This window comes from Sphingomonas caeni, assembly GCF_026013415.1.
GTDB classification, from domain to species: Bacteria; Pseudomonadota; Alphaproteobacteria; order Sphingomonadales; family Sphingomonadaceae; genus Sphingomonas; species Sphingomonas caeni.
This window is the reverse complement of sequence record NZ_JAPDOK010000003.1, coordinates 1-24,502: the sequence shown is the minus strand read 5'-3', so window position 1 is coordinate 24,502 and position 24,502 is coordinate 1. Positions and strand designations below refer to the sequence as shown.

Here is a 24,502-nt window from a genome sequence, read left to right as displayed (position 1 = left end):
GGGGCTCAGGCCGCCACCGCTTCGGTGGTGATCGCCAGCCGCGCGCCCGCGGCGCGGGTCGGCTCGGTCCAATGGACGTACCAGGAAGGCAGGATGACCAGCAGCCCCGGCTCGGGCGTAATCGACACGTCGGGCCAGCCCGGCGGGGGCGGGTCCTGCCATCCGCCGACGCGAAGCTGGCCGCCCATGCTCCCTTCGGGCAGCCCCGCCGGATAATAGATCGCCGTCACCCAGCCATAGGGATGGACGTGGCGGACATTATGCCCCTCGGCGCGCGCGATCATCGCCCAGCTCTTCATCTCGACCGCATCCGGCACCAGCCGCGCCAGCGGATGGCCGCTCGCCGCCCAGCGCGCGCAATGCGCCGCAATCTCGGCCCGGATCTCGGCAAGCAGCGCGTCGTAAACCGGGTTGCCCAGCCGCTCGATCCGGTGGCGGTACCGCATCTGCCGTGTGATCGTCTCCGATCCATAGGTGAAGTCCGGCTCGGCCTCGAGCATCGCCCGCGCCACCGCTTCGTGATCGCCGATCCGGGTGCGGTGGAGCAGCCGCGCCGTATCGAACATCGCGGCGACGCGATCGGTCCGCCCGAGCCGGCCCAGCGCACGCAGATAGGCTTCGATCATCACGGCATTACCCATGCCCCGCGCGAACCGGTCCTCATATTCGGCGACGGCATCCTCGGGCGAGGCATTGGGCGCCACCGATGCATAGGTGATGTCGTTGCCCTTGCGCAGCATCATCGTCCGCAACTGATCCGCCGCGAGGGTCCTGCCCGCGCCTTCCATCATCCGGAGATGCACCATCAGCCCCAGCTTCCCCGCGACCTCGGGCAGCAGACAGCCATGGTAGCGCGCGATCCCCCCCGCCTCGTCGCCGGCGAGGCACAGCTTCAGCCCTTCCGCGGTCCGAAGCCGCGCTTCCTCGACGTCGAGCACTGACTTCGCCATGGGCCCGCCTCTATCGCGGATCATCCCGGCGCACCAGCGCCGCACTCCGCCGCACACTTATTGCACACTAATTTGATAGGAATTATCCAACGGCTTCCGGCCACACCTCCCTTGGGAGATCGGAATGTCCGTCTTTACCTCCATCGACAGCGGTTCGCCGCTGATCCTCACCGTCCCCGGTCTCGGCGGATCGGGCCCCTCGCACTGGCAGACTTTGTGGGAGCAGTCGCGCCCCGACACCACCCGCGTCGAGCTGGGCATGTGGGATGCCCCCCATCGCAACGCCTGGGTGACCAAGCTCGACCAGGCGATCCGCGGCGCGCAGGCGCCGGTGGTGCTCGCCGCGCACAGCCTGGGCTGCCTCGCCGTCGCCTGGTGGGCCGAGCTCGCCGGGCAACCGTTCGGCTGGCCGGTCGCGGGCGCGCTGCTCGTCGCCCCTGCCGATGTCGACCGCACCGGCGCGTCGAAGGCGCTCGCCACCTTCCGCCCGGCGCCGGCCAAGCCGCTCCCCTTCCCCTCGATCCTCGTCTCAAGCAGCGACGATCCCTGGGTCTCCACCCACCGGGCGCGCGAACTCGCCAACGCCTGGGGCAGCTTCCACGTCGATGCCGGGCCGCAAGGGCACCTCAACGCCGCGAGCGGGATCGGCTGGTGGGAGGAAGGCCAGGCACTGCTCGACCGCGTGCTAGACGCCGCGTCGGACCGCGGCGGCCGCCCGCGCAACGCCGGCGAGGGGCGCACGCTGCTCGCGATCAACGCGACCGAGGCGGCGCAGGCGCATTTCCTCGGCGCCTGAGCCTCGGGCTGGCGCAGCGGCAATTCGGATTACCGCAGGTTCAATGGCGACGGAGGAGGAAAAACCCAGATAGAGACTGCGGGCATGGCCGGGCGGCGTCCCCTAGAGCGTTCGCCCGGCCTACCTGATTGCCCTGCTCCACAATTCGCGGCACAGTGCCCCCATGACACCGGTAGACCGCCGCACCGTGATCGGGACCGCGCTAGCCGCCGCCACGATCCTCCCCGCCACCGCGCGCGCGGCCGATGCGGGTCATCCCCAGCCCGCCTTCAGCGTCAATTTGTGGCCCGGCGAGGCGCCCGGACTCAAGGATCCCGCACTCAAGGACGAAGTGCTCGAGCGCAGCAAGGACCCCGCCATCCTCGACCGCGCGATGGTCAGGGTCCGCACCCCGCGCATGGACGTCTTCCCCGCGAAGAGCCCCAACGGCGCGGCGCTGATGATCACCCCGGGCGGCGCCTATCAGCGCGTGGTGATGGACAAGGAGGGCTATGAGCTCGCAGCCTGGCTCGCCGAGCGCGGGGTGACGGCGTTCGTCTGTTTCTACCGCCTCCCCGGCCAGGGCTGGGACAAGCCGCGCAACGTCGCGCTCGCCGACGCCCAGCGCGCGATGCGGCTGATCCGCCACCGCGCCGCCGAGTGGAAGATCGATCCCAAGCGGGTGGCCGCGCTCGGCTATTCGGCGGGTGGCCATGTCTGCGGCGATCTCGCCACGCGCCACGCCGAGAAGGTCTACACCCCCGTCGACGCCGCCGACACGCAGGACGCCAGGCCGATCGTCGCCGCCCCCATGTATCCCGCGATCGCGATGGACCCGTTCCTGGGCGCGCAGCAGGGTACCACGCTCGGCACCACCACCCAGGTCCCGGCGAGCGGCCCCGGCTGGCAGATGCTCGACGCGCAGGTGAGCAAGGCCACCCCGCCCTGCTTCCTCTGCCATGCCGAGGACGACCCCGTCCTCCCCGTCGCCAACACGCTCCGCCTGCGCGACGCGCTTAAGGCGGCGGGGGTGCCGGTCGAGACGCATGTCTTCGAGGAGGGCGGCCATGGCTTCGGGCTGCGCTTCACCGCGGGCAAGCCGATCCAGGTCTGGCCCGAACTCTTCATGGCCTTCGCCGCACGCCACAACTGGCTGGGCTAGATCACTCGCTGTCCCGATTTTTCCCGCAATGATATGTTGTAACTTAAGGATCGCGGGGTTATATCGTCTCCCATGCCGGCGACTCTCTCCCTGACCCGCATCTGGGGCGGCCTCGACTCACGTATCGATCGCATTGCGATGGGTATGAGCGGGCTGTGCTTTGCGCATTGCCTGGCGACGACGATCTTCCTCGCGGTCTTCTCGGCGGCCGGCGGCCTGCTCAACCCCGCGATCCACGAAATCGGGCTGACGCTCGCGATCCTGTTCGGCGTGGTCGCGCTCGGCCGCGGCATCATGAGCCATGGCTATATGATGCCCGCGGTGGTGGGCGCGTTCGGGATCGGCATCATGGCGGGCGCGCTGTCGCTGCCGCATGGCGAGTTCGAGACCTGGTGGACCCTTGTCGGCGTGGCGCTCGTCGCGCTCGGCCACGACCTCAACCGCCGCGCGACTTATTGATTGGTCGGCTCACGCCGATTTGCGGTGCCGGCCCGCTCCCCCTCCCGGCCACCCATAGGCTACTAAAGTAAGGGTGGCCGGGAGGGGGAGCGGGCCGGCACCGCGACAAACAAGCGCCCATTGCGATAGGCGCTCCGGGCGCCTAAATCAGTGCCATGGCTGCACACGCCCACGATCACCACGAACATCACGGTTCGGACCTCACCCGCGCCGCGCAGACCACGCTGGAGAAATCCGGCGAGCAATGGACCGCGATGCGCGAGCGCGTGTTCGAGGCGCTGGCCGGCTTCGACAAGCCCGCCTCCGCCTATGACATCGCCGAGGCGGTCTCGAAGATCGAGGGCCGCCGCGTCGCCGCCAACAGCGTCTATCGCATCCTCGACCTGTTCGTCGGCTCCAACCTTGCCCGCCGGGTCGAGAGCGCCAACGCCTATGTCGCCAATGCGCATCCGGATTGCCTGCACGATTGCATCTTCCTGGTCTGCGACAGCTGCGGCCAGACCACGCATATCGACGACGATGCGATCACCAAAAGCGTCCGCTCGGCGGCCAAGGGCGCGGGTTTCTCGCCCGAGCGCCCGGTGATCGAAGTCCGCGGGAAATGCGCCGACTGCGAGTGAGCCGCCGCTCCCTCGGAAATCGTCTTGAAATGTTGGATTTCGCCTGCTTGGCTCGGTGCGCCGGAAGCCCCGCGGCCGCTCTTTGACATCGCGAGACCGACCGGCCCGAACGGGCGCGATCAGTGTCAAGTTTGTGTCAACTTTCGCTTCGCACTATCGGCATGCCGCTACGGCAAGCTGCACTGAATCTGCACGGCAATTCCCGAATCACAGCGTTCGACTTGAGGCCCCTACTGGGGTACAGGCGAAGCATGTCCGATCTGCCACCGACGCCGTTGCTCGACACGGTCGAAACGCCGCACGACCTTCGCAAGCTCAAGCCCGCCGACCTTCGCCAGCTCGCCGACGAGCTGCGCGCCGAGACGATCTCGGCGGTCGGCACCACCGGGGGCCATCTCGGCTCCGGGCTCGGCGTGGTCGAGCTGACCGTCGCGATCCACTATGTGTTCGATACCCCTGCCGACCGGCTGATCTGGGACGTCGGGCACCAATGCTATCCGCACAAGATCCTCACCGGCCGGCGCGACCGCATCCGGACGCTGCGCATGGGCGGGGGGCTGAGCGGCTTCACCAAGCGCAGCGAGAGCGAGTACGATCCGTTCGGCGCGGCGCACAGCTCGACCTCGATCAGCGCCGCACTGGGCTTCGCGGTGGCGAACAAGCTCGTCGAGCGGCCCGGCAAGGCGATCGCGGTGATCGGCGACGGCGCGATGTCGGCCGGCATGGCCTATGAGGCGATGAACAATGCCGAGGCCGCGGGCAACCGGCTGATCGTGATCCTCAACGACAACGACATGTCGATCGCCCCGCCGGTGGGCGGGCTCTCCGCCTATCTCGCGCGGCTGATCTCCTCGTCCGAATATCTCGGCCTCAGGAGCCTCGCCAAGCGCGTCGTCCAGAAGGTCTCGCGCCGCCTCACCCTCGCCGCGGGCAAGGCCGAGGAGTTCACGCGCGGCTGGATGACCGGCGGGACGCTGTTCGAGGAATTGGGCTTCTACTATGTCGGCCCGATCGACGGGCATAATCTCGACCACCTGATCCCGGTGCTCGAAAATGTCCGCGACAGCGAGCATGGGCCGATCCTCGTCCATGTCGTCACCAAGAAGGGCAAGGGCTATGCCCCCGCCGAGGCGGCGGCGGACAAATATCACGGCGTCCAGAAGTTCGACGTGATCACCGGCGCACAGGCCAAGGCGCCCCCGGGCCCGCCCGCCTATCAGAATGTCTTCGGCGACCAGCTGATCAAGGAGGCCGACCGCGATCCCACCATCGTCGCGATCACCGCCGCCATGCCATCGGGCACCGGGATCGACCGGTTCGCCAAGGCCCATCCCGACCGCGCCTTCGATGTCGGCATCGCCGAGCAGCACGCGGTCACCTTCGCCGCGGGCCTCGCCGCGCAGGGGATGCGGCCCTTCTGCGCGATCTATTCGACCTTCCTCCAGCGCGCCTATGACCAGGTCGTCCATGACGTCGCGATCCAGAACCTGCCGGTCCGCTTCGCGATCGACCGCGCCGGGCTGGTCGGCGCCGATGGCGCGACCCATGCGGGCAGCTTCGACGTCACCTATCTGGCGACCTTGCCCAACATGGTGGTGATGGCCGCGGCCGATGAGGCCGAGCTGGTCCATATGACCCATACCGCCGCGCTCCACGACACGGGGCCGATCGCGGTCCGCTATCCGCGCGGCAACGGCACCGGGGTGGCGCTTCCGCAAGTCGCCGAGCGGCTCGAGATCGGCAAGGGCCGGATCGTCCGAACGGGGCACAAGGTCGCGATCCTCTCGCTCGGCACGCGGCTGGCGGAAGCGCTCAAGGCCGCCGATGCGCTCGAGGCCAAGGGGCTCTCGACCACCGTCGCCGACCTGCGCTTCGCCAAGCCGCTCGACGAGGAGCTGATCCGCCGCCTGCTCACCAGCCACGAAGTCGCGGTGACGGTCGAGGAAGCCAGCATCGGCGGCCTCGGCGCGCATGTCCTCACCATGGCGAGCGACCAGGGCCTGATCGACGCGGGCCTCAAGCTCCGCACGATGCGCCTGCCAGATGTCTTCCAGGACCAGGACAAGCCGGAGAAGCAGTACGCCGAAGCCGGGCTCGACGCCGACGCGATCGTCGAGACGGTGCTCAAGGCACTGCGCTGGAACGAAGCCGCGGTCGAAGGCGGGGCGCGGGCCTAAAGCCGCCCCGCCGCCGCCTTGTACACCGCATTCCGGTCCCGCTTGCCCACTGCCACGACGATTACCGTCACCACCGCGTCATCGACACGGTACACCAGCCTATACCCCGCCGCGCGCAGCTTGATCTTGTAGCAATCGGGCATTCCCGAAAGCCGTGAGGCCTCGACATGCGGCGCCTCCAGCCGTTCGGCGAGCTTCTTCTTGAACTGCGCCCGGACATTGCCACCGAGCTTTTCCCATTCCTTGAGTGCGCTCGGCAGGAAGGCGAGGTTATAGGTCATCGAGCCGGACGGGCACCGGCACTTCGTCGGCGCGCGCGCGGACCAGCGCGGCGAGATCGGCATCTTCCAATCGCTCGACCATCTCGGCCCAGGCCGCCGCCGGCACCAGATATGCCGAAGGCTTGTTGTGGTTGAGGATCGCGACCGGAAACCCGTCCGCGGCGGCAATCGCGGCCGAAGGATTCTTCTTGAAATCGCTGATGCTGATGCTCGCGCCCGCGAGGAGAGGTTCGACCATGTTCGAATTCCAGACTATAATATTGGTCGATATATAGGTCATTTTATCGCGGCGCGCAATCGATGGAGGTTGCGATGACCGATACTACCGGTACAGGCGGCTGCAACCATGGCGCTGATCCTGTTCAACAAGCCGTACGGCGTGATCTGCCAGTTCAGCGGCGACGGATCGCCCCGGCCCACGCTCGCGGATTTCGTGAAGGTGCCCGGCGTCTATCCCGCGGGCCGGCTCGATCAGGACAGCGAGGGACTGTTGCTGCTCACCGATGACGGGCGGCTGCAGGCACGGATCGCCGATCCGAAATACAAGACGGCCAAGACCTACCTCGTCCAGGTCGAAGGCGATCCGGATGATGCCGCGCTCGAACCGTTGCGCAAGGGCGTCCGCCTCAAGGACGGCATGACCCTTCCCGCCGACGCACGCCGCATCGATCCGCCGGACCTCTGGCCCCGCGATCCGCCCGTCCGTTTCCGCAAGAGCGTCCCCGATTGCTGGATCGAATTGACGATCCGCGAGGGCCGCAACCGCCAGGTTCGCCGCATGACCGCCGCGATCGGCTTCCCGACGCTCAGGCTGGTGCGCTGGCGGATCGGCGACTGGGCACTCGACGGCATCGCACCTGGCGAATGGCGCGAAGCCTAGCGCTTCCCCGCCCGATTGAGCGCCACCGCCGCCCGGAACAGCGCCTTGAGCGCCGCCTCATCGACCTCGGCTCCTTCCTCGAAATCGATCGCGCGGCGGACATTGCCGTCGAGGCTCGAATTGAACAGCCGCTTGGGATCGTCGAGCGCCGCACCCTTGGCGAAGGTCAGCTTGACGACCTTCTTATAGGTCTCGCCGGTGCAGATCATGCCGTCGGCATACCAGGTCGGCACGCCGCGCCATTTCCATTCCTCGACCACCTCGGGCACCGCCGCCTTGATCAGCGCGCGCAACCGCGCGAGCATCGCGCCGCGCCAGTCGCCCAGTTCGGCGATGCGTTCGTCGATCAACTGCGATGGAGTCTTGCCGCTCTCGCTCATTCTATCCGCTCCTTTCAGGCCATCCAGCCGGGTATCGCCGCGGCCTGCCGGATCCAGCTTGCCACCTGTGCTTCGTCGGGTGCGTCGCCCTCATGGATATGGAGATAGCGCGTATCCGGGCCCGTCGACGAAACCGGCGGCATCGGTTCCAGCGCCGCCCCGCGAAAGAACGCCACCTTCACATAGGCGTTGAAGCAGTGGAAGCTCAGGAACCATCCCTCTCCCTCCACTCCATAAAAGGGCGAGTTCCACTTCACCGCCTTGCGCACCTCGGGCACCGTCCGCACGATCAGCGCGTCGAGCCAGTGCCCGACATCGCGTTTCCACCCCGGCATCGCCGCGATATAGGCCTGCACCGGGGCGTCCCCCTCGCCCTTGGCGATCCGGGGATTGCCGCCCGACAGCAACTCTGTCTTCTCCGCCGCCATCGCCTCAGCCCGCCACCTGCCGCGACTTCGCGAAATAGGGCAGCGCGAACATGTACAGCCCCGTCGCCAGCAGCAGGAAGAGCGGCGGCAGCGGCAGGAAATAAACCCACTGCGCGGGGCTCGCACCCACCCCCAGCATCACGAAGATCGCCGCGACGATCCCCGCGAAGACGATCGACGTCCAGCGATGGATCTGCCGGATCAGCCTGTTCCAGTTCATCCCATTCCTCCCTTCAATCCAGCGTCGCCAGCAGCGTCTCCAGCTTCCCGAAGAATTGCTGCCACCCGTAACGCGCACCGCCCGACGCCGCCTTCTGCTCGGGCCGGAAACCCTCCTGCTCCATCCGCAGCAGCGTGCCGCCCGCGGTCGGCTCGAGCGTGAAGCTGACCACGCTCTTGAGGTCATAGGCGGGATCGGCATGCGCGTGATCCCAGCGGTACGACAGGCTTCGCTCGGGCTCGACCTCGAGCACCTCGCAATCGAGCGTCCCGCCCCAGTCGCCGTTCAAATTGAAGCGGTGACCCACGACGGCCACGAAATCATTCCGCATCAGCCATTCCTGGATCAGATGCGGCTGGGTCAGCGCGCGCCAGATCCGCGACGGCGGATGGGGAAATTCGCGCTCGATCGTGACCGTCTGCGTCTCGCTCATTGGTCCATCCTCTTCAGCAGATCCTCGAGATCGTCGAATCTTCGTTCCCAGAACGTCTCCATCTCCCGCGTCCAGTCATTGAGCGGGGCGAGCGAACCGGGGAGCGCGCTGTAATGCGTCTGGCGGCCGGCATCGCGACCAGCGACAAGGCCGGCCTGTTTCAGCACGCCGAGATGTTTCGAAACCGCGGGCTGCGAGATGCCCGCATGCGTGGTCAGCGCCGCGACGGTCTGCTCGCCCTCGCGGCACAGACGCTCGAAGATCGCGCGCCGGGTCGGGTCGCCCAGGGTCTTGAACAACAGGTCGTGGCGTTCGAGCATCGAATCATAACTCGCTGGCTATGGATGATCCATAACCAGCGAGTTATGAGTGTGTCAATGCCCTAAATGCGGATCAGCGCGTGCTGCACTTCGCATTGCCGGTGCGCTTATATTCGGCGTGGAATTTGGGCATGCTGCCGGAGCGTTCGCCGAAGCTGTGGCCGTCGCCCAGATAGAGTTCGAAGCTCCGGGGGCTGCCGGCCTCGGGCTCGCCGTACGAATAGATCACGACATTCTTCTGCTCATTGCCCCATTTGCCGTGACCGCGCAGCGTATCGGCGCGGACATTCTTGGCGAGGAAGCGGAACAGCACCGCGCCGCACTTGCCGCGGTCGTCCACGCTCACGCCGCAGAAATCCTTGCCGCACTGCGCGATGTCGATGGTCTTGTAGAGCTTGCCGCGCGCGGTGAAGACCGGGCGGTCCTCGTTCACCGTCCAGCGGCCATAATAGGGCGTAGCTGATCCCGGACCCTCGGCCGCGGCGGGCACCGGGCCGGACAGAGCAAGCCCCCCGAGCAGCACGGGAACGAGCATCGACAATCGAATGAGCGACTGGGATAAGGCCATATGATGCACTCCTCTCTGGAAAAGCTACGCATCGGCGGACGCTCCGGACGTGCCGCTTCCGTACTGATCTTATCAGTGATCGCGCTCTTTGTACTCTATACAGCTGAACGGGGGCTGTCGGCCGCGTTCGACAGCAGCGATTTCCCCGAAGCCCTTGCGGTCAAGGTCGAGCTGCTGCCGGTCACCTTCCCGCTCCACATGGTCACCGGCGCGCTGGCGCTGATCCTCGTGCCGCTGACGCTTGCGCTGCGCCCGCGCCGGCAATGGCACCGCTGGATGGGCCGGATCGCGGCGGCGGACGTGCTGGTCGCGGGGCTGACCGCCTATCCGGTCGCCTGGGTCGCACCGGTCACCACCTGGTCGGCGCTCGGCTTCTCCGCACAGGCGACCAGCTGGCTGGCGCTGCTGGGGCTGGGCATCGTCAACATCCGCAACCGCCGCATCGCCGAGCATCGCGCCTGCATGCTGCTGATGATGGCGGCGACCTCGGGCGCGGTGTTCTTCCGGCTCTGGCTGGCGCTTTGGGCACTCTATGGCAGCAGCCGCTGGTACGAGAGTTTCTATGCCTGCGATTCATGGATCGCCTGGCTCCTCCCGCTGGGCGGAACCGCGCTATGGCTCTCGCGCCAGCCCGGAGGCCTCAGACTCGCCTTTCGTCCCCGCGGCGCCTAGAGGCGCGCCATGCTTCAGATGACCACGCCCGTCGATACTTCCCGCCCCCGCGCCATCGCCCTTTGGCTCTTCGCCGTTGCCGCGCTGATCGTGCTGATGGTGGTCGTCGGCGGCGTCACGCGGCTCACCGAATCCGGCCTGTCGATCACCGAATGGAAGCCGATCAGCGGCGTCATCCCGCCGCTCACCGACGCGCAGTGGCAGGCCGAATTCGCGAACTACAAGCGCATCCCCGAATATCAGCAGCTCAACCAGGGCATGACCCTAGCGGGCTTCAAGGCGATCTTCTTCTGGGAATATCTCCACCGCCTGCTCGGCCGGCTGATCGGCCTCGCCTTCGCACTGCCGCTGATCTGGTTCGCGGTGAAGCGGCAGATCCCCAAGGGCTATGGCTGGCGGCTGATCGCCCTGTTCGTGGCCGGAGGCATGCAGGGCGTGGTCGGCTGGTGGATGGTGATGTCCGGCCTCAGCGTGCGCACCGATGTCAGCCATATCCGGCTCGCGGTGCACCTGCTGCTCGCGCTGACCATCCTCGCCGCGGTCGTCTGGACCGCGCTCGACCTGCTCCGCCATCCGGAGAAGCCCGCGCGGTTGACCCGGCTCGGCGCGGGCGTGGGAGCGATCCTGTTCGTCCAGCTGCTGTTCGGCGCACTGGTCGCGGGGCTCAATGCGGGGCTCGTCACCAATGAGTGGCCGCTGATGAACGGCAAGCTCCTGCCCCACACCACGATCGAGAACCGACCCTTCTTCGACGCCTTGTTCAACGATCCCGCGGTGGTCCATTTCGTCCATCGCTGGTGGGCCTGGGTCGCGGTGGCGGGGCTGATCATGCTCGCCCGCGCGGTCCGCGCCACCGACCGCCGCGCCTCGATCGCGATCCACAGCGCCTTTGGGCTGCAGATATTGCTCGGCATCGCCACCGTCTGGTCGGGGGTGAACATCGTGCTGGCGGGACTCCACCAGCTCACCGGCGCGCTGCTCGTGGTGGCGACCGCCTGGGGCGCGCACGCGGCGGGACGGCGTTGACCGACACCTCGCTCCTCTACGTCACCTTCCCCGACGCCGCCGAGGCGCGGCGGGTGGCGGAGGCGGTACTGAACGAGCGGCTCGCCGCCTGCGTCAACATCCTCGGCCCTTGTGCCTCGCTCTATCGCTGGGAGGGCAAGCTCGAGACGGCGGAAGAGGTCCCTGCCCTGTTCAAGACCCGCCCCATGCTCGCCCGGCGCCTGCGCGGTCGGATCGCCGAACTGCACAGCTATGATCTGCCGGTGATCGAGGCCTGGCCCGTCGAGGCGGGCGAGGCCGTCACCGGCTGGATCGCACGCGAGACCTGATGCTCGTCGTCGTCATCGCCGCCGTCGCGCAGGCCGCGATCTTCGCGCCGCCGATCGGCGTACCGCTTCGCGTCGTCACCGAGCGGACCGAGGGCGACTGGACCTTCCGGATGGAACGGCTGGTCCGCTTCGCACGCGAGGGGCAAGGCTATCGCGCCGAAGTGTGGATGGCCGATGCGCGCGCCGACGGCCCCGGCAAGGTCGGCGCGATGATGGAGGCGGGGTTCGCGGGCCTCGCCGGGCGGACGATGGTCTTCCACCTCGATGGCGCGGGGAAGCTCGTCGCGATCGACGATCTCGACGCGCTCTGGACGCACTTCTGCGACGGCATCGCCGCGATGGTGGGCGCCAAACACCCCAATCCCGCCCCGCTGGTCGCGCCGATCCGCGCGCTGCCGCCCGAGCGGCGGGTGGCGGTGCTCGCCTCGCTGGTGACCGCTTTGGTCGCCGAAGAAGCCGCCGAGCCGGCGGGCGTCCGCCCCGTCCGCGTGCCCGGCAAATCCCCCTATGGCGGCCCGATCATGCTGACGGGCACGCGCAGCATCGCGCGGCTGGGCATCACCCTGCGCAGCACCACGAGCGCCGCCGCCGACCTCCCCCCGCGAAACGGCGTCGCCGCGCGGGTCGAGATGGAGGATAATCGCGACTCCGATCCCGCCACCGGGCTGATCTCATCCATTTCCGAACGCGTCCGCACCCGCATTGGCGACCGCGACAGCGAACGGCTCTCGACCGTCCGCGTCACCCTCGAACCCGCCGCGGCCTGGCCCGCCAACTGACCGGGTATCCCAATACCCGTCAAGAAACCCGCGCATTTGCTTGACTTTCGCGCGTCTCTTCGACAAATGCCCGCCAACCGCGCTGCCGGAAACGGCGGCGCGCTTGCGTTTCCAACGAAAGGTCCCACGCCCATGAAGGCGCTGATGAAGACCACCAAGGCGGTCAAGCCGCACGAGGTGGAGAAGAAATGGCATCTCGTCGATGCCAACGGCCTGGTGGTCGGCCGCGCGGCGACGATCATCGCCAATGTGCTTCGCGGCAAGCACAAGACCAGCTTCACCCCGCATGTCGATTGCGGTGACAATGTCGTGGTGATCAATGCGGACAAGATCCGCTTCACCGGCAAGAAGCTGCAGAACAAGGTCTATTACAAGCACACCGGCTATGCCGGCGGCATCAAGGAAATCACCGCGGCCAAGGTGCTCGACGGACGTTTCCCGGAGCGCGTGCTCGAAAAGGCCGTCGAGCGGATGATCCCGCGCGGCCCGCTTGGCCGCCAGCAGATGCGCAACCTGCGCATCTTCGCCGGCCCCGAGCATCCGCACGCGGCGCAGAACCCTGAATTCCTCGACATCGCGTCGATGAACCGCAAGAACAAGGTGGGCGCATAATGTCCGACAACCGCCAGTCCCTCTCCGATCTGGGCACGATCGCCGCCGATGCGGCCGTCAGCGCCGACGAATTCCTGAACGCCCCCGCGAACGTCGTGTTCGAGGCGCCGCTGCGCGTGCAGGAGCTCGACAAGTTCGGCCGTGCCTATGCGACCGGCCGCCGCAAGGACGCCGTCGCCCGCGTGTGGCTCAAGCCCGGCTCGGGCAAGATCACGATCAACGGCCGCGACCAGGAAGTCTATTTCGCGCGTCCGACGCTGCGCCTCGTCATCAACCAGCCCTTCGGCGTCGCCGAGCGTACCGGTGCCTATGACGTGATCTGCACCGTCAAGGGCGGCGGGCTTTCGGGCCAGGCCGGCGCGGTCAAGCATGGCATCGCCCAGGCGCTGACCAAGTACGAGCCGGTGCTGCGCACCGCGGTGAAGCGCGCCGGCTTCCTGACCCGCGACAGCCGCGCGGTCGAGCGCAAGAAGTACGGCAAGGCCAAGGCCCGCCGCAGCTTCCAGTTCTCGAAGCGTTAAGCCTTCAGGCAGAGACAAGAGGGGCGGTCCGGCGACGGGCCGCCCTTTTTGCGTTGTAAGACTTTCCCGCTCCCACCGACTAACCCTTCGAACACGATGGGGAACGGCATGGATCAGGACGCCCGCTACACCGCCGCCGCGCGCACCTTCGGGGCCGCGATCGAGCGGCTTGCGCGCGGCTATGAGGCCGATGCCGAGCTGCGGCGCGATCTGGTGCAGGAGATCCACGCCGCGCTGTGGCGCAGCTTCGGCTATTTCGAGGGGCAATGCTCCGAGCGGAGCTGGGTCTATCGCGTCGCGCACAATGTCGCGGTGACGCATGTCGTCACGCGGCGGCGGCTGAGGCCCCAGGCGCTTTCCGGACTCGACGAGATCGAGGCGATCGCCGCCCCCGGCGACACCGAGGCGGAGACCGACGAGCGCCGCATCGTGACGCGGCTGCTCGCCACCATCCACCGGCTCAAGCCCGCCGACCGGCAGGTGATGCTCCTCTATCTCGAGGATCTGACCGCCGCCGAGATCGGCGAGGTGACCGGGCTATCCGCCAACGCCGTCGCGGTCCGCATCCACCGGATCAAGGCGCTGCTCGCCGAGCGCTTCGACTTGAGGAAAGAGCCATGACCGATCCGTTCCACCACGCCTGGCAAGCGAGCGGCACCGACGCCGCGCTCCCCCCGCTTGCCGAGGTCCGCGCCGGCGCGGACCGCTTCCACCGGCTGATCCGCCGCCGCAATGCGATCGAATATGCCGCGTCGGTGCTTGTGATCGGCTTTTTCGGCTTTGGCGCGCTGACCGGCGCGATCCATGACCCGATCGCCCGCGCCGGCGCCTGGCTGATCATCCTCGGCACGCTCGCGGTCGTCTGGCAGCTCCATCGCCGCGCCTCGGCGATCCAGCCGCCCGCCGCCGATGCCGCGCGGCCGATCCTCATCCACCAGCGCGCCCAGCTGGTTCGCCAGCGCGATGCACTCGCACAGGTCGGGCTCTGGTATCTGGCGCCGTTCGCGCCCGGGCTCGCGCTGATGGTGCTCGCGCCCGGGATCCGCCACGGTATCGGCGCGCTGGGCGCAAGCGCCTGGATCGCGGTCGCGATCAATGCCGCGGTGTTCGGCGGCATCTGGTGGCTCAACCGCCGCGCCGCGCGCATGCTCCAGCGCGCGATCGACGATCTCGACGCGCTGGAGGGGTGACGGTAAAGCCAGCGGATGGCGTTCGACGATCCGATCCTCACCAAGATCACCGATTTCCTCGACCGGATCGGCGTGCCCGTCGTGATCGAGCGGGTCGCCGACGACAGTTTCCTCCCCGGGGTGACGGTGTGGCGCGGCACATTGGCGTTCGATCCGGAGCATCTCCCCTATCCGGGCGACCTGCTCCACGAGGCCGGGCATATCGCGGTGACCGATCCGGCGGTGCGGAACACGCTCGATACCGTGTCGGACAACCCGGCGGAGGAGATGGCGGCGATCGCCTGGTCCTATGCCGCCGCGCTCGAGATCGGGATCGATCCGGCGGTGGTGTTCCACGAACATGGCTACCGGGGCGGCGGCGCCTATCTGATACCGGCGCTGTCGGACGGGTGCGGCCCCGGCGTCCCGATGCTGGCCTATTACGGCATGACGGCCGAAGCCAAATGGGCCGAGGCGCGGGGGATGGCGCCCTATCCGGCAATGGCGCGCTGGCTGCGCTAGGTCCGGCCAACGGTCTGGACGCCTCGCGCTTGAAATGTTGGATTTCGCCTGCTTGGGTCAGCGCGCCGGTTAGCCCGGCCGCTCTTTGATCCGTCGATCCCCCATCCCTCCGCGCATCCGCGCAGCGCCCGGGCTATCCAACAATCTGCGCGTTTCCCCTCGGGCAAAGGTCACGAATGATCGCGAGTTGCGGGACCTTTCAGAAGGCCTCGAACACCGCCTGGCAGTGTGAAGCTAGTGTGAAGTTCCGCATGCTGGGACCAGCTCGGCCTAAGGCGAAGCGAAAGCCCGATGCCGCTCCGGCCACGCCTTCTCCAGCCCGATCGGTCGCAGCCAGCCGGTATAGTGGACGATCCGCCCGATCAGCGGCATCGTCACCTCGACCTCGAAGCGGAAGCGCTCCCCCTCCTGCCATTCGCGCGCGGCGATGCGCGGGGCGAGGAAGCGCGGCAGGGGGATGCGGAACAGGCTCCAGCCGCTCAGCACCATGCGCAGCCCCTCGCCATCGGAGGGCAGGTCGAAGCCGAAGCGCAACGGGCCGAAACGCTCGGTCACGCCGCCTTCGCGTTCGCTCAGCACGCTGGCGAAGCGGTGTCCGCCGAAATCGCGGGTCCAGCGTTCCTCGCCGTCACGTTCGGCAAAACCGACATGGAGCGGGGTGCTCCCCGACGGGGGCATCCCCATCATCGCCGCGAACAGCCCCGCGAGCGGGTTGGCGCCGCGCGTCACCATCCCCTCGCCCTCCGCGCCGCCGTCCGCCTGAACCTCATGGATCGCGCGGACGAGCGGCGGGAGCGCGGCGAACCGCGCGCCCATCGCCCGCGCGTAAAGCGGCGCCGGCAGCGCACGCTCGACCGTCTCGTGCCGCACCGCCAGCCCCGCGAACAGCGGCTCGAACCGCTCCGGCGTCAGCTCGAACCAGGCGTTGCGCGCGCCCGCCTCGACGCGTCCGGCGAGGATGTCCCCCGCCAGTATCTCCGCCGCAAGCGTCGGGATTTCGGGGCCCTCGCCATTCCAGGCGAGGATCGTCCAGCGCCGCTCGATCCCGCTCCCGCGCACCGTGATGTGCATCGCCGATCGGTCGCCGCCCAGCCGCGCCGTCATCCGGTAGAGCGGGAGGAGCAGGCGCCGGAGCGGCAGCAGCGAGGTCAGCCAGCCCCAGCGCACCGGCCAGCTCAGCAACCACAGCACCGCCATCTGGAAATCGAGCTCGGTCCCGGCACGGAAGGTCACGCTCGGACGGCCCGGCAGCGCTTCGGGCACGATCGCGTGATCGGGCACATCGGCAATCCCCACCAGCCGCCGGAACCCGCTGCCGTCGCGCATCAGGAAGGGCTCGCGCACCATCTCCTGCCAGCCATGCGCCACCTCCCAGCGTTTGCCGCGCCACAGCGTCACCGACCGCCCGATATAGCTCAGCATCGCCGCGGCGATCGAAGCGCCCGCGCTGGCGCGGTTCGAGGCGCTGATCGCCATTTCCACGCTGTCGATCCGGCCCATATCCGCCGTCATCGCCCGCACCACCGCGCCCGACAGCGCCGGCACGCTCGAGGCACCCGCGATGATCGGCACCCCCGCCGCGCGCGCGGCTTTGTCGAGCGCCGCGATCCCGGTCACGAAATCGCGGCCGTCGGCTAGGTCGAGATAGGGGATGCGCATCGCGATGCATGCCTCGGGCACGGTATAGCCGCTCGCCTGGAACGGCCCCGCCGCGTCGATCACCAGATCGGGCCGATGCCGCGCCATCGCCATGCCGATCCCGTGGGCGCGGTCCGCCTGGATCGGCTCCGCCCCTTCGAGCCCCGCGCAAAAGGCCACCGCCTTCTCCATGCTCCGCCCCGCGACGAGCACCTCGTGCCCGCCTGCAAGCAGCCGCCGGCTCAGCCGCGCGCCGAACCCGCCATAGCCGCCGATGACGAGGATGCGGCTCATCCGCGCCTCCCGCCCCGCGCCGGGGAGACAGCCTCGAACACCAGCCCCGCGACGATGCCGCAGATCGCCATTCCGACGAGCCCGAACAGCCATTCGCGCAGATCGACCGCGTTCCCCAGATAGGTCTGCGCGGCCACGCCGATCACGAGGAACGCCGCCGTCGGGAGCACGCCCGCCAGCATGCCCGTGAGCGCGCAGTTGAACGGGGTGAGCGGCTGGCTGCCGATCACGATGCGCGCGATCGGCGGCGCTGCCAGCGCGATGTGCGCGGCGGCGATCAGGAAGAAGCCCCACAGCATCAGGAACGCCGTCGTGACCTCGAACTGTCCGGTGGCGATGCAGAACAGGATGTCGCCCGCCACCGCCGCCACCAGCGCGGTAATCGCGACCGCCCGAAGCTGCGGCCAGGGAGAGGGGGATGCGCTGCTCATGCCATCATCTCCCGCTCGCCGCCGCGAAGGATCCACCAGAAGACGAGGCCGCCGACCACGCCCGCCGCACCCAATATCAGTGGCAGCTCCGGGCCGCCCGCGTCCGGGTTCGCCCAGCCATCGCGAATGAGCGCATTTGCGCCCTGCAGGATCGTCACCGGCAAGGCGCCGATCGCGCCGCCCGCCGCTCCGGCGGTCCACCAGCGCACCGGCCGGTAGCGGGATAGCCAGCGATACAGCCACGACCCCACCAGCCCGTGCATCAAGGCGATCGGATATCCGATCACCAGCGACCAGAAACCGAAGAAGAGGATTCCGCCCGGGAGGTAGAGCCACTCGTCCGCCCGGATCGTGGTCAGCGAGCCGGCGAGCAGCAACGCGCCGGGCGTGAGCGCCGCGGCGAGGGGCGCAAGCCGGATCGCCGCGGTCAGACGGTTCTCGCTCATGCCCCCATCTCGCAATCCGCGAACACCGCCAGCTGATGGATCAGCTCTCCGAACAGCGGATGCACCAGATCGAGCGTGAAGGCGAAGCGGCCCTCGCCCAGCTCGACATGGCCCACCACCATCCGTCCCGGCGCCAGCCAGTCGGGCAGCCGGAAGCGAAACCCGCCCAGCTTCACGAAATAATGATCGCTGACGAACAGCAATGTGTCGTCCACCGCATCCAGCCGGAGCGCGATGCCGAGGCCGAGCCCCAGATACTCCTCGAGCCCGGTCGGCCCGGCGAAGCGCTTGGCGCTGTGCACCACCTGGGGGAAGCCGTGCGCGCGGCTATATTGCCGCGTCCAATATTGCGCACAGCCTTCTGCGTCGCCGGTCACGCTCACGCTCGCGGCGACGCCCGTCTCGTGCCCGAGCGGCAGCGGCGCGCCGGCCAGCCGCCCGGCCTGGGCGAGCAGCCGGCCCATCCGGCTGGTGCGGCACTCGGTCACTTCGCCGACATAGGAGACGCAGGCCCCCGGCCCGACATGGCGCGCGAAGCGGCGGCGCGTCGCCTCGGGCAGCGCCTGCCAACGCGCCTCGCCGAGCAGGCGGCGGAACGGCGCGTCTCCGGCGGCCGCGGCCAAGGCAAGCGGGCGATGCCAGTCGCGGCAGCGCCGGCGGATCGGTTCGCCCCACCATTGCACAGCTGCTTCCATCGCCGCCTCCTATTTTTCCTTGGCCTTGGGCAGGAAGGCGAGGACGCGCTTGCCCATCGCCACCAGCATCGCGAGGCGGCTGGGGGGGATGGCCATCATCTGGTTGTACCAGTCGTCCATCGTCAGCACGAACTCGTGCATATTCTCGATCCGCTCGCGCGCCACGGACGAGATGCGGCGGTCGCGCCGTGCCTCCTCGGTGCAGGTCTTGAGCGCCGCCACGGCGGGGTCGACCTCGCGTTCCTTGCGGCCCTGGGCGATCCGGGTGAGCATCTGCCACAGATCGACCTCGGCTTCGTAGTGGTCGCGCCGGTCGCCCATCACGGGCGCGCGGCGGATGAGCTTCCAGCCGAGCAGTTCCTTGAGGCTGTTCGAGGTGTTGCTCCGCGCGATCCTCAGCGTGTCGCTGATCTCCTCGGCGTTGAGCGGGCGGTCGCTGAGGTACAGCAGCGCATGGATCTGCGCGACCGAGCGGTTGACCCCCCACTGCCCACCCATCTCGCCCCAGTGCAGCACGAACTGCTGGACGGCGGGTGGGAGCAGATCCGTGGTATCGGTAATTTCTGTCATAACAGAAATATGAGGAATGTGGGTGTGGGAGTCAAGAGTCTTCCTCTCAATCCTCCCCCGGAGGGGAGGTGGCGGGCGCAGCCTGACGGAGGGGTAGTCTCCACAAGCGGAAGCGCTCGCGGAAACTACCCCTCCACCGCCTTTGGCGGCCCCCTCCCCCTCCGGGGGAGGATCATCCCGCACCTCGTTCCGGCCCCACACCTAACCTGCCTTGCTCTCGCCGCTGTTGACTGCCACTGAGCCGTCACCGAGGCGCTTGGGGGCACGTGGTGTTGGGTCCACGCCAGCCGCTTTCGGGGGAGAGTGAGAGTCGATGACATCGCGTGAAATGACGTCCCTGCTGCCGCTGGCGGATGATGGGGCCTGGCCCGCCGACGCGAAGCGCTCCTTCTCCGATGTTGCCCATGTGATGGTGTTCGGCGTGATCGGCTGGCCCTGGCTGGTGCGCAGCCTTTCGGGCGGCACCAAGGCCGAGAAGCAGCGCCTGATCGAGCGGCTCGGCCTCGCGCCCGATGCGCTTCCCTATCTCGGCAGCTGGAAGGCCGATACCGGCTTCCTCCATCTGATCGTCGACCATATCGAGCAGCACCGCCCCCGGACCGTGGTCGAATTCGGCGCGGGTGCGTCGAGCCTGGTCGTCGCGCGCGCGCTCCAGCTCAACGGCGGGGGCAAGCAGATCAGCTGCGACCAGCATGCCGGCTTCGTCACCGCGACGCGCGAATGGCTCCACGACAATGGCGTCGAGGCCGATCTGCGCGCGACGCCCTTCCGGCCCTCTCCCAATGGCTGGCCGGGAGTATGGTATGATCACGGGCCGCTGCCCGCCGAGATCGACCTGCTCGTCATCGATGGCCCGCCCTGGGCGATCCATCCCTATGTCCGCGGCGCCGCCGACAGCCTGTTCGACCGGATTCCGGTCGGCGGCACGGTGTTGCTCGACGATGCCGCGCGGCCCGGCGAACGCGTCATCGCGCGCAAATGGAAGAAACGCTGGCCCAATTTCGAGTTCAAGCTGGTCCATGCCGGAACCAAGGGAACGCTGATCGGCACGCGTTTGCGCTGATCCTTGCGCTTGCGCCAAGTGTTGCCCCCGCGCATCAACTCCCTGTTGCCAATCATTTAGCGTCAAAAGATGCTTGAGTAGACGCGCCCGCGACAATAGCCTGTGCTTCTGGCCGGGACTCGATATGTGCGAGTCTCCGAGATTCGGGGGAAATTCCAAATGAATAATGTCCGTTATTCACGCTCGGTTCGTGCGACTCTGCTCACCTCTGCCGCGGGCCTCTGCCTCGCGCTGGTGCCGGTGGCGCATGCCGAGATCAACGATCCGACCGGCAACGACCCCACGGCGGTCGAGCGTCCGGCGTGGCAGGATGTGGTCCGTGAGTCGCAGAGCGCAAGCGATCGCCCGGTTTGGGACGATACCGAGCGCGTCGCACTGACCCGCCTGGACAACCGCGTGGCGGTTCCCGAGCCGCAGATCGTCATCGCCAATCCGCCGGCGGGACCGGGCCAGACCCCGAACACCACGATCACCGATCGTGATACCGTGCCCGTCACCGGCGTCGGCCAGATGGTGGTGGATTCGGGCGGCGGCTTTGTCGGTCTCTGCACCGCGTCGCTGATCAACCCGCGCACGGTGATCTTCGCCGCGCACTGCGTGAACACCGCCCCGGCCGCCAGCTATGGCTATGGCAATGGCGGCACCGGCATCAGCTTCGGCTTCAACAACAACAATCTGCCCTCTATCCAGGCCTGGCTGAAGGCGATCGGCGGCAGCGGCAACACCAACACCGGCACCTTCCTCTACAATTCGAACTGGGTGACCTACAACCAGCTCTCGAACGCGCCCAATTCGGGCGTCAATGCCCAAGGCACCGGGGGCTTCCTCCAGGCCGATGTCGCGGTCGCCGCGCTCGATACGCCCGCGAAGAATGTGCCGACCTGGGCCCTGCTCTTCTCGGCGCTGCCCGCGCGGCCAATCAACGCCGCGGACGGCGCCGGCTATACGGTGGGCCTCGCCGGCTACGGCAATAACGGCACAGCCTCGACCGGTTCGACCGGCGGCATCGATTTCCGCCGCCGCATCGCGGAGAACATTCTGGGCGGCCTCGCCTCGCTCGACCAGTTCGAGAATTTCCTGTTCGGCGGCGCCGCGACCGACAATCCGCAGAATCTCTACTGGATCGACTTCGACGATCCCCGCCGTGGCACGGCGAACCCGCCGAGCGCGTTCGACTTCAACGCGTGGCGCGACAATGCGACCCCGGGCCGCAACGGCGGCCTCAGCCAGGAAGGCATCACCGCCAGCGGCGACTCCGGCGGCCCGCTGATCCTCACCCGGATCGGCGGCGTCCCCGTCGCCAAGCAGCTGATCCTCGGCGTGCTCTCGGGCGGCTATCGCCAGTTCTTCAACGGCCAGCCGTTCAACGGCTATGGCACGGCGAGCTTCTATCAGCCGCTCTACCTCTATTGGGACTGGGTCGCGGCGAACAACCCGTACCACTATGTCTCGTCGGTCGCGGGCAACGCCAACTGGACCGATCCGACCCACTGGGTCTCGAACCTCGATCCCAACTACATCATCCTCGATTCGAACGGCAACGCGATCAACGGCGTGCCGGGCAGCCTCGGAGCGGGCACCACCGGCAACAGCGGCACCTGGGGCCAGGCCTGTTTCCAGTCGGGCGGCGTCAGCGACTGCCAGGACATGTCGACGGGCGTCGAGACGATCGAGGCTAAACCGATCGGCACCGAAGGCACGGGCGAGGTTCCGGTGGGCGTGAGCAACGGCCGCGCGATCGTCTCGATCGACGGCCTCGGCACCCCGGTTTCGCAGACGCTCGACGCCGGCGGCGTCCAGCGTGAGGCCCAGGCGGGCGGCAGCGGCGACAGCGTCACCGCCAACGCGCTCCCCGCCGCGACGATCGACAACGGCCTGCCCGGCGCGACCAACTTCGTGCCGAACAACCTGAACGGCGGCGGCGCGGTCAAGCCGCGCTTCTTCGACGTGACGCTGTCGGCCACCGGCACCACTACGCTCGACACCGCCGTGACGATCGACCGCTTCGGCATCGCCGGCGCGGGTGCCGCGCTCAACATCACGTCGACCGGCTCGCTCACCAGCCTGATGGACATCAACCAGATCACCGGCACGATGCAGGTCAACGGCACGCTGACCTCGCCCGGCGACTATTTCATGATGGCAGGCGGCCTGAACGGCACCGGCACGATCACCGTGCCGTTCTTCACCAGCGTGGCGGGCACCATCTCGCCGGGCGCGGCGGGCACCGCGGGGAGCTTCGGCAGCCTCACCTTCCGCGGCAACATCGTCCTGTCCTCGGGCAACACCTATCTGGTCGATCTCGGGACCAACGGCTTCTCGGACAAGATCGTCGTCAACCGCAACGGCGCCGGTACCGGCCTCGCCAATCTCGGCGGCCGCCTGATCTTCAACGGCAGCTCGGCCGATCTGCGCGGCGGCAACACCTATACGATCCTCACCTCGGAAGGCGGTATTTCGGGGCAGTTCCTCACGCCCACCTCGCTGAGCGCGATCCTGCTGCCGAAGCTGACCTACACCGCCAATGCGGTCACGATGACGCTGTCGACCAATCTCTATGGCAACGTCGTCCCGATGAGCGATCCGGTCGCCTTCTCCTACGCGCTGATGCTCGACAAGAACCGCAGCCAGGCGGGGCGCTATGACGGGCTCTATGGCCCGCTCGACCTGCAGAATGCGGCGACGATCAAGTCGAACCTCGATGGGCTCCGCCCGGCCGCCTACACGACCGTCCAGTCGCTCGGCATCGCCGGCGTGGATCAGATGCAGGGCTTCATCCATCAGCGTCTGACCGAGCTCGATCCGGGCAGCACGGGCGGCACCTTCGCCCGTTACGGCGCGCCGAACCAGATCGCCGCGATGGGCCTCGCCAATCGCAGCGTCGCCGGGCTTTCGGGCATGGGCTTCGACATGAGCGCCGCGGCCGACGCCACCGCGCCGATGGTCGAGGAAGGTGCGCTTCCGGAAGGCATGAGCGCCTTCGTCGCGGGCGGCTATCTGAAGGGCGACAGCGCCTCGATGAACGGCGTTGGCGGTCGTGACGATTATGACGGCTGGTACGTCGCCGCGGGTCTCGAGACCTGGGACGACAACACCGCGATCGGTTTCACCGCGTCGTACAGCAAGCTCGACGGCACCGGGGCGTTCCTGGGCAACAATGCCAGCGCCAGCCTCTATCAGGGCTCGATCTACAGCAAGATCCAGACCAAGGGCGGTCTGGTCCTCGACTCGTCGATCACCGCGGGCCTGCTCGATGGCAGCACGCGGCGGACGGTGACCTTTGTCGGCACGCCCTATACGCTGCGTTCGAACAGCGGTTCGCTGGTCGTGGTCAGCGAAGTCGGGCTCGGCGGGGACTTCGATCTGGGCAGCATCCGGGTGACGCCGCGCGTCGCCGGCCGCGCGACCCATATCGGCTTCTCGAAGACCAACGAAACCGGCGGCCCGATGGCGCTGGCGGTCGATCGCCGGCCGATCAACAGCCTCCAGGGCCGTGCGGGCCTGTCCTTCACCGGCACCGGTCCGAAGGTCCGTCCATTCCTGAGCGGCACCTATGTCCATGAGTTCAACGATCGTCCGAACGTGATCGGTGCGAACCTTGCGGGCGGCGGCATCGGCGGCAATGTGCTGTTCGATCTGAACAGCCAGGACACCGACTATTTCGAAGTCGGCGGCGGTCTTTCGGTCACCGCGGGCTCGGTCGATCTCTCGGTCTCGGCCGAAACGACGGTCGCGCGCGACGATGTCTCGGGCCAGGCCTATCGCGGCTCGATCTCGTTCCGCTTCTGATCGGACGATCAGGGCAAAGAGGGCCGTCCCTTCGGGGGCGGCCTTTTTTGTTGGAGGGGATTTGTTGAGTCCCCAGGCCCTTGAAATGTAGGATTTCGCCTGCTTTGCTCGCGCAGCCGGTCGCTCCGGCCGCTCTTTGACTCTGTCGATCCGCGCATCGCGAACCCCGCGTTTCCCCGGAAAACTGCGCGGCGCAAAACATGCGGGGCAGTGTTACCCTAGGGCCTGTTGAGATTCATCGTGAGTTGATGACGGCTGCGGCGAGATAGATGCAAGCTTTGAAGCTCTGATCGGTTTTGTCGGCGCGCATGGCG

Annotated in this window: 31 protein-coding genes; 17 read left to right on the top strand and 14 right to left on the bottom strand. The window is 67.8% G+C overall.

Features of this window, described 5'->3' with window-relative positions; all coding sequences use genetic code 11:
• Positions 1–5 precede the first annotated feature (5 nt).
• The gene (locus OF829_RS08775) at positions 6–950 is read right to left on the bottom strand and encodes a 2OG-Fe(II) oxygenase family protein (RefSeq protein ID WP_264939635.1); all 945 of its coding nucleotides are present in this window, start codon (positions 948–950) and stop codon (positions 6–8) included.
• 124 nt (positions 951–1,074) lie between these two features.
• Between OF829_RS08775 and OF829_RS08770 the strand changes: the two genes are divergently transcribed.
• The 5 genes from OF829_RS08770 to dxs all read left to right on the top strand — a co-directional run bounded on the left by OF829_RS08770 (position 1,075) and on the right by dxs (position 6,143).
• Positions 1,075–1,746 carry an RBBP9/YdeN family alpha/beta hydrolase gene (locus OF829_RS08770; RefSeq protein WP_264939634.1) on the top strand — a complete coding sequence of 224 codons (672 nt, stop codon included), beginning with the start codon at positions 1,075–1,077 and terminating at the stop codon, positions 1,744–1,746.
• Positions 1,747–1,909: 163 nt separating this feature from the next.
• A complete protein-coding gene (locus OF829_RS08765) occupies positions 1,910–2,887 on the top strand; it encodes an alpha/beta hydrolase (RefSeq protein WP_264939633.1) in 978 nt (325 codons plus the stop codon).
• Between the two features lie 72 nt (positions 2,888–2,959).
• The gene (locus OF829_RS08760) at positions 2,960–3,346 is read left to right on the top strand and encodes a MerC domain-containing protein (RefSeq protein WP_264939632.1); all 387 of its coding nucleotides are present in this window, start codon (positions 2,960–2,962) and stop codon (positions 3,344–3,346) included.
• Between the two features lie 155 nt (positions 3,347–3,501).
• Positions 3,502–3,966 carry a Fur family transcriptional regulator gene (locus tag OF829_RS08755; RefSeq protein WP_264939631.1) on the top strand — a complete coding sequence of 155 codons (465 nt, stop codon included), beginning with the start codon at positions 3,502–3,504 and terminating at the stop codon, positions 3,964–3,966.
• Positions 3,967–4,217: 251 nt separating this feature from the next.
• Complete coding sequence (dxs, locus tag OF829_RS08750) at positions 4,218–6,143, top strand: 1-deoxy-D-xylulose-5-phosphate synthase (protein WP_264939630.1); 1,926 nt, start codon at positions 4,218–4,220, stop codon at positions 6,141–6,143.
• Here the strand turns inward: dxs and OF829_RS08745 are convergent.
• Both OF829_RS08745 and OF829_RS08740 read right to left on the bottom strand, forming a co-directional pair.
• Entirely contained in the window at positions 6,140–6,424 is a 285-nt protein-coding gene (locus OF829_RS08745; protein ID WP_264939629.1) for a type II toxin-antitoxin system RelE family toxin, read from the bottom strand. The two genes, dxs and OF829_RS08745, sit on opposite strands and share 4 nt — an antisense overlap.
• Positions 6,414–6,662 carry a type II toxin-antitoxin system Phd/YefM family antitoxin gene (locus OF829_RS08740; RefSeq protein WP_264939628.1) on the bottom strand — a complete coding sequence of 83 codons (249 nt, stop codon included), beginning with the start codon at positions 6,660–6,662 and terminating at the stop codon, positions 6,414–6,416. Before OF829_RS08740 ends, OF829_RS08745 begins: the two co-directional genes overlap by 11 nt.
• A gap of 108 nt (positions 6,663–6,770) precedes the next feature.
• On the opposite strand from OF829_RS08740, the gene OF829_RS08735 reads away from it, so the two are divergent.
• Complete coding sequence (locus OF829_RS08735; RefSeq protein ID WP_264939627.1) at positions 6,771–7,304, top strand: pseudouridine synthase; 534 nt, start codon at positions 6,771–6,773, stop codon at positions 7,302–7,304.
• Here the strand turns inward: OF829_RS08735 and OF829_RS08730 are convergent.
• The 6 genes from OF829_RS08730 to OF829_RS08705 all read right to left on the bottom strand — a co-directional run bounded on the left by OF829_RS08730 (position 7,301) and on the right by OF829_RS08705 (position 9,653).
• Entirely contained in the window at positions 7,301–7,684 is a 384-nt protein-coding gene (locus tag OF829_RS08730) for a DUF1801 domain-containing protein (protein WP_264939626.1), read from the bottom strand. The two genes, OF829_RS08735 and OF829_RS08730, sit on opposite strands and share 4 nt — an antisense overlap.
• A gap of 14 nt (positions 7,685–7,698) precedes the next feature.
• Positions 7,699–8,112, bottom strand: coding sequence for a DUF1801 domain-containing protein (locus tag OF829_RS08725; RefSeq protein ID WP_264939625.1), 414 nt, complete (start codon positions 8,110–8,112; stop codon positions 7,699–7,701).
• 4 nt (positions 8,113–8,116) lie between these two features.
• Positions 8,117–8,332 carry a hypothetical protein gene (locus OF829_RS08720; protein ID WP_264939624.1) on the bottom strand — a complete coding sequence of 72 codons (216 nt, stop codon included), beginning with the start codon at positions 8,330–8,332 and terminating at the stop codon, positions 8,117–8,119.
• Positions 8,333–8,345: 13 nt separating this feature from the next.
• Positions 8,346–8,765 (bottom strand): SRPBCC family protein, encoded by a 420-nt coding sequence (locus OF829_RS08715; RefSeq protein ID WP_264939623.1) that lies wholly within the window; start codon positions 8,763–8,765, stop codon positions 8,346–8,348.
• Positions 8,762–9,085, bottom strand: a complete 324-nt coding sequence (locus OF829_RS08710) for an ArsR/SmtB family transcription factor (protein ID WP_264939622.1) — start codon at positions 9,083–9,085, stop codon at positions 8,762–8,764. The genes OF829_RS08715 and OF829_RS08710 overlap by 4 nt, the downstream gene beginning before the upstream one ends.
• Positions 9,086–9,158: 73 nt before the next feature.
• Positions 9,159–9,653: a hypothetical protein gene (locus OF829_RS08705; protein ID WP_264939621.1), complete on the bottom strand. Its 495-nt coding sequence runs from the start codon at positions 9,651–9,653 to the stop codon at positions 9,159–9,161.
• A 75-nt stretch (positions 9,654–9,728) separates the two neighbouring features.
• On the opposite strand from OF829_RS08705, the gene OF829_RS08700 reads away from it, so the two are divergent.
• The 9 genes from OF829_RS08700 (at position 9,729) to OF829_RS08660 (ending at position 15,262) form a co-directional block, all read left to right on the top strand.
• Positions 9,729–10,325, top strand: a complete 597-nt coding sequence (locus tag OF829_RS08700) for a DUF2306 domain-containing protein (RefSeq protein ID WP_264939620.1) — start codon at positions 9,729–9,731, stop codon at positions 10,323–10,325.
• 9 nt (positions 10,326–10,334) lie between these two features.
• Positions 10,335–11,351: a COX15/CtaA family protein gene (locus tag OF829_RS08695; protein WP_264939619.1), complete on the top strand. Its 1,017-nt coding sequence runs from the start codon at positions 10,335–10,337 to the stop codon at positions 11,349–11,351.
• A complete protein-coding gene (gene cutA, locus OF829_RS08690; protein WP_264939618.1) occupies positions 11,348–11,659 on the top strand; it encodes a divalent-cation tolerance protein CutA in 312 nt (103 codons plus the stop codon). Before OF829_RS08695 ends, cutA begins: the two co-directional genes overlap by 4 nt.
• Positions 11,659–12,438 carry a hypothetical protein gene (locus OF829_RS08685; protein ID WP_264939617.1) on the top strand — a complete coding sequence of 260 codons (780 nt, stop codon included), beginning with the start codon at positions 11,659–11,661 and terminating at the stop codon, positions 12,436–12,438. The genes cutA and OF829_RS08685 overlap by 1 nt, the downstream gene beginning before the upstream one ends.
• A 132-nt stretch (positions 12,439–12,570) precedes the next feature.
• The gene (gene rplM / locus OF829_RS08680) at positions 12,571–13,050 is read left to right on the top strand and encodes a 50S ribosomal protein L13 (protein WP_264939616.1); all 480 of its coding nucleotides are present in this window, start codon (positions 12,571–12,573) and stop codon (positions 13,048–13,050) included.
• Positions 13,050–13,571 (top strand): 30S ribosomal protein S9, encoded by a 522-nt coding sequence (gene rpsI, locus OF829_RS08675; protein ID WP_264939615.1) that lies wholly within the window; start codon positions 13,050–13,052, stop codon positions 13,569–13,571. The genes rplM and rpsI overlap by 1 nt, the downstream gene beginning before the upstream one ends.
• 108 nt (positions 13,572–13,679) lie before the next feature.
• On the top strand, positions 13,680–14,192 hold the full coding sequence (locus OF829_RS08670) for an RNA polymerase sigma factor (protein ID WP_264939614.1): 513 nt from the start codon (positions 13,680–13,682) through the stop codon (positions 14,190–14,192).
• Entirely contained in the window at positions 14,189–14,761 is a 573-nt protein-coding gene (locus tag OF829_RS08665) for a hypothetical protein (RefSeq protein WP_264939613.1), read from the top strand. Before OF829_RS08670 ends, OF829_RS08665 begins: the two co-directional genes overlap by 4 nt.
• 15 nt (positions 14,762–14,776) lie before the next feature.
• Positions 14,777–15,262: a hypothetical protein gene (locus OF829_RS08660; RefSeq protein ID WP_264939612.1), complete on the top strand. Its 486-nt coding sequence runs from the start codon at positions 14,777–14,779 to the stop codon at positions 15,260–15,262.
• A gap of 270 nt (positions 15,263–15,532) precedes the next feature.
• Here OF829_RS08660 and OF829_RS08655 read toward each other — a convergent pair whose 3' ends face one another.
• Genes OF829_RS08655 through OF829_RS08635 form a run of 5 tightly spaced genes read right to left on the bottom strand, consistent with a single transcriptional unit; the run spans position 15,533 to position 19,336 of the window.
• Positions 15,533–17,194: an SDR family oxidoreductase gene (locus OF829_RS08655; protein ID WP_264939611.1), complete on the bottom strand. Its 1,662-nt coding sequence runs from the start codon at positions 17,192–17,194 to the stop codon at positions 15,533–15,535.
• Entirely contained in the window at positions 17,191–17,625 is a 435-nt protein-coding gene (locus tag OF829_RS08650) for a hypothetical protein (RefSeq protein ID WP_264939610.1), read from the bottom strand. The genes OF829_RS08655 and OF829_RS08650 overlap by 4 nt, the downstream gene beginning before the upstream one ends.
• The gene (locus tag OF829_RS08645) at positions 17,622–18,071 is read right to left on the bottom strand and encodes a hypothetical protein (protein WP_264939609.1); all 450 of its coding nucleotides are present in this window, start codon (positions 18,069–18,071) and stop codon (positions 17,622–17,624) included. Before OF829_RS08645 ends, OF829_RS08650 begins: the two co-directional genes overlap by 4 nt.
• The gene (locus OF829_RS08640; protein WP_264939608.1) at positions 18,068–18,766 is read right to left on the bottom strand and encodes a DUF4166 domain-containing protein; all 699 of its coding nucleotides are present in this window, start codon (positions 18,764–18,766) and stop codon (positions 18,068–18,070) included. The genes OF829_RS08645 and OF829_RS08640 overlap by 4 nt, the downstream gene beginning before the upstream one ends.
• 9 nt (positions 18,767–18,775) lie before the next feature.
• Complete coding sequence (locus OF829_RS08635; protein ID WP_264939607.1) at positions 18,776–19,336, bottom strand: GbsR/MarR family transcriptional regulator; 561 nt, start codon at positions 19,334–19,336, stop codon at positions 18,776–18,778.
• Positions 19,337–19,664: 328 nt separating this feature from the next.
• Between OF829_RS08635 and OF829_RS08630 the strand changes: the two genes are divergently transcribed.
• Both OF829_RS08630 and OF829_RS08625 read left to right on the top strand, forming a co-directional pair.
• Positions 19,665–20,399: a class I SAM-dependent methyltransferase gene (locus OF829_RS08630; protein WP_264939606.1), complete on the top strand. Its 735-nt coding sequence runs from the start codon at positions 19,665–19,667 to the stop codon at positions 20,397–20,399.
• Between the two features lie 159 nt (positions 20,400–20,558).
• Positions 20,559–24,188, top strand: a complete 3,630-nt coding sequence (locus OF829_RS08625; RefSeq protein WP_264939605.1) for an autotransporter domain-containing protein — start codon at positions 20,559–20,561, stop codon at positions 24,186–24,188.
• Positions 24,189–24,502: the final 314 nt, after the last annotated feature.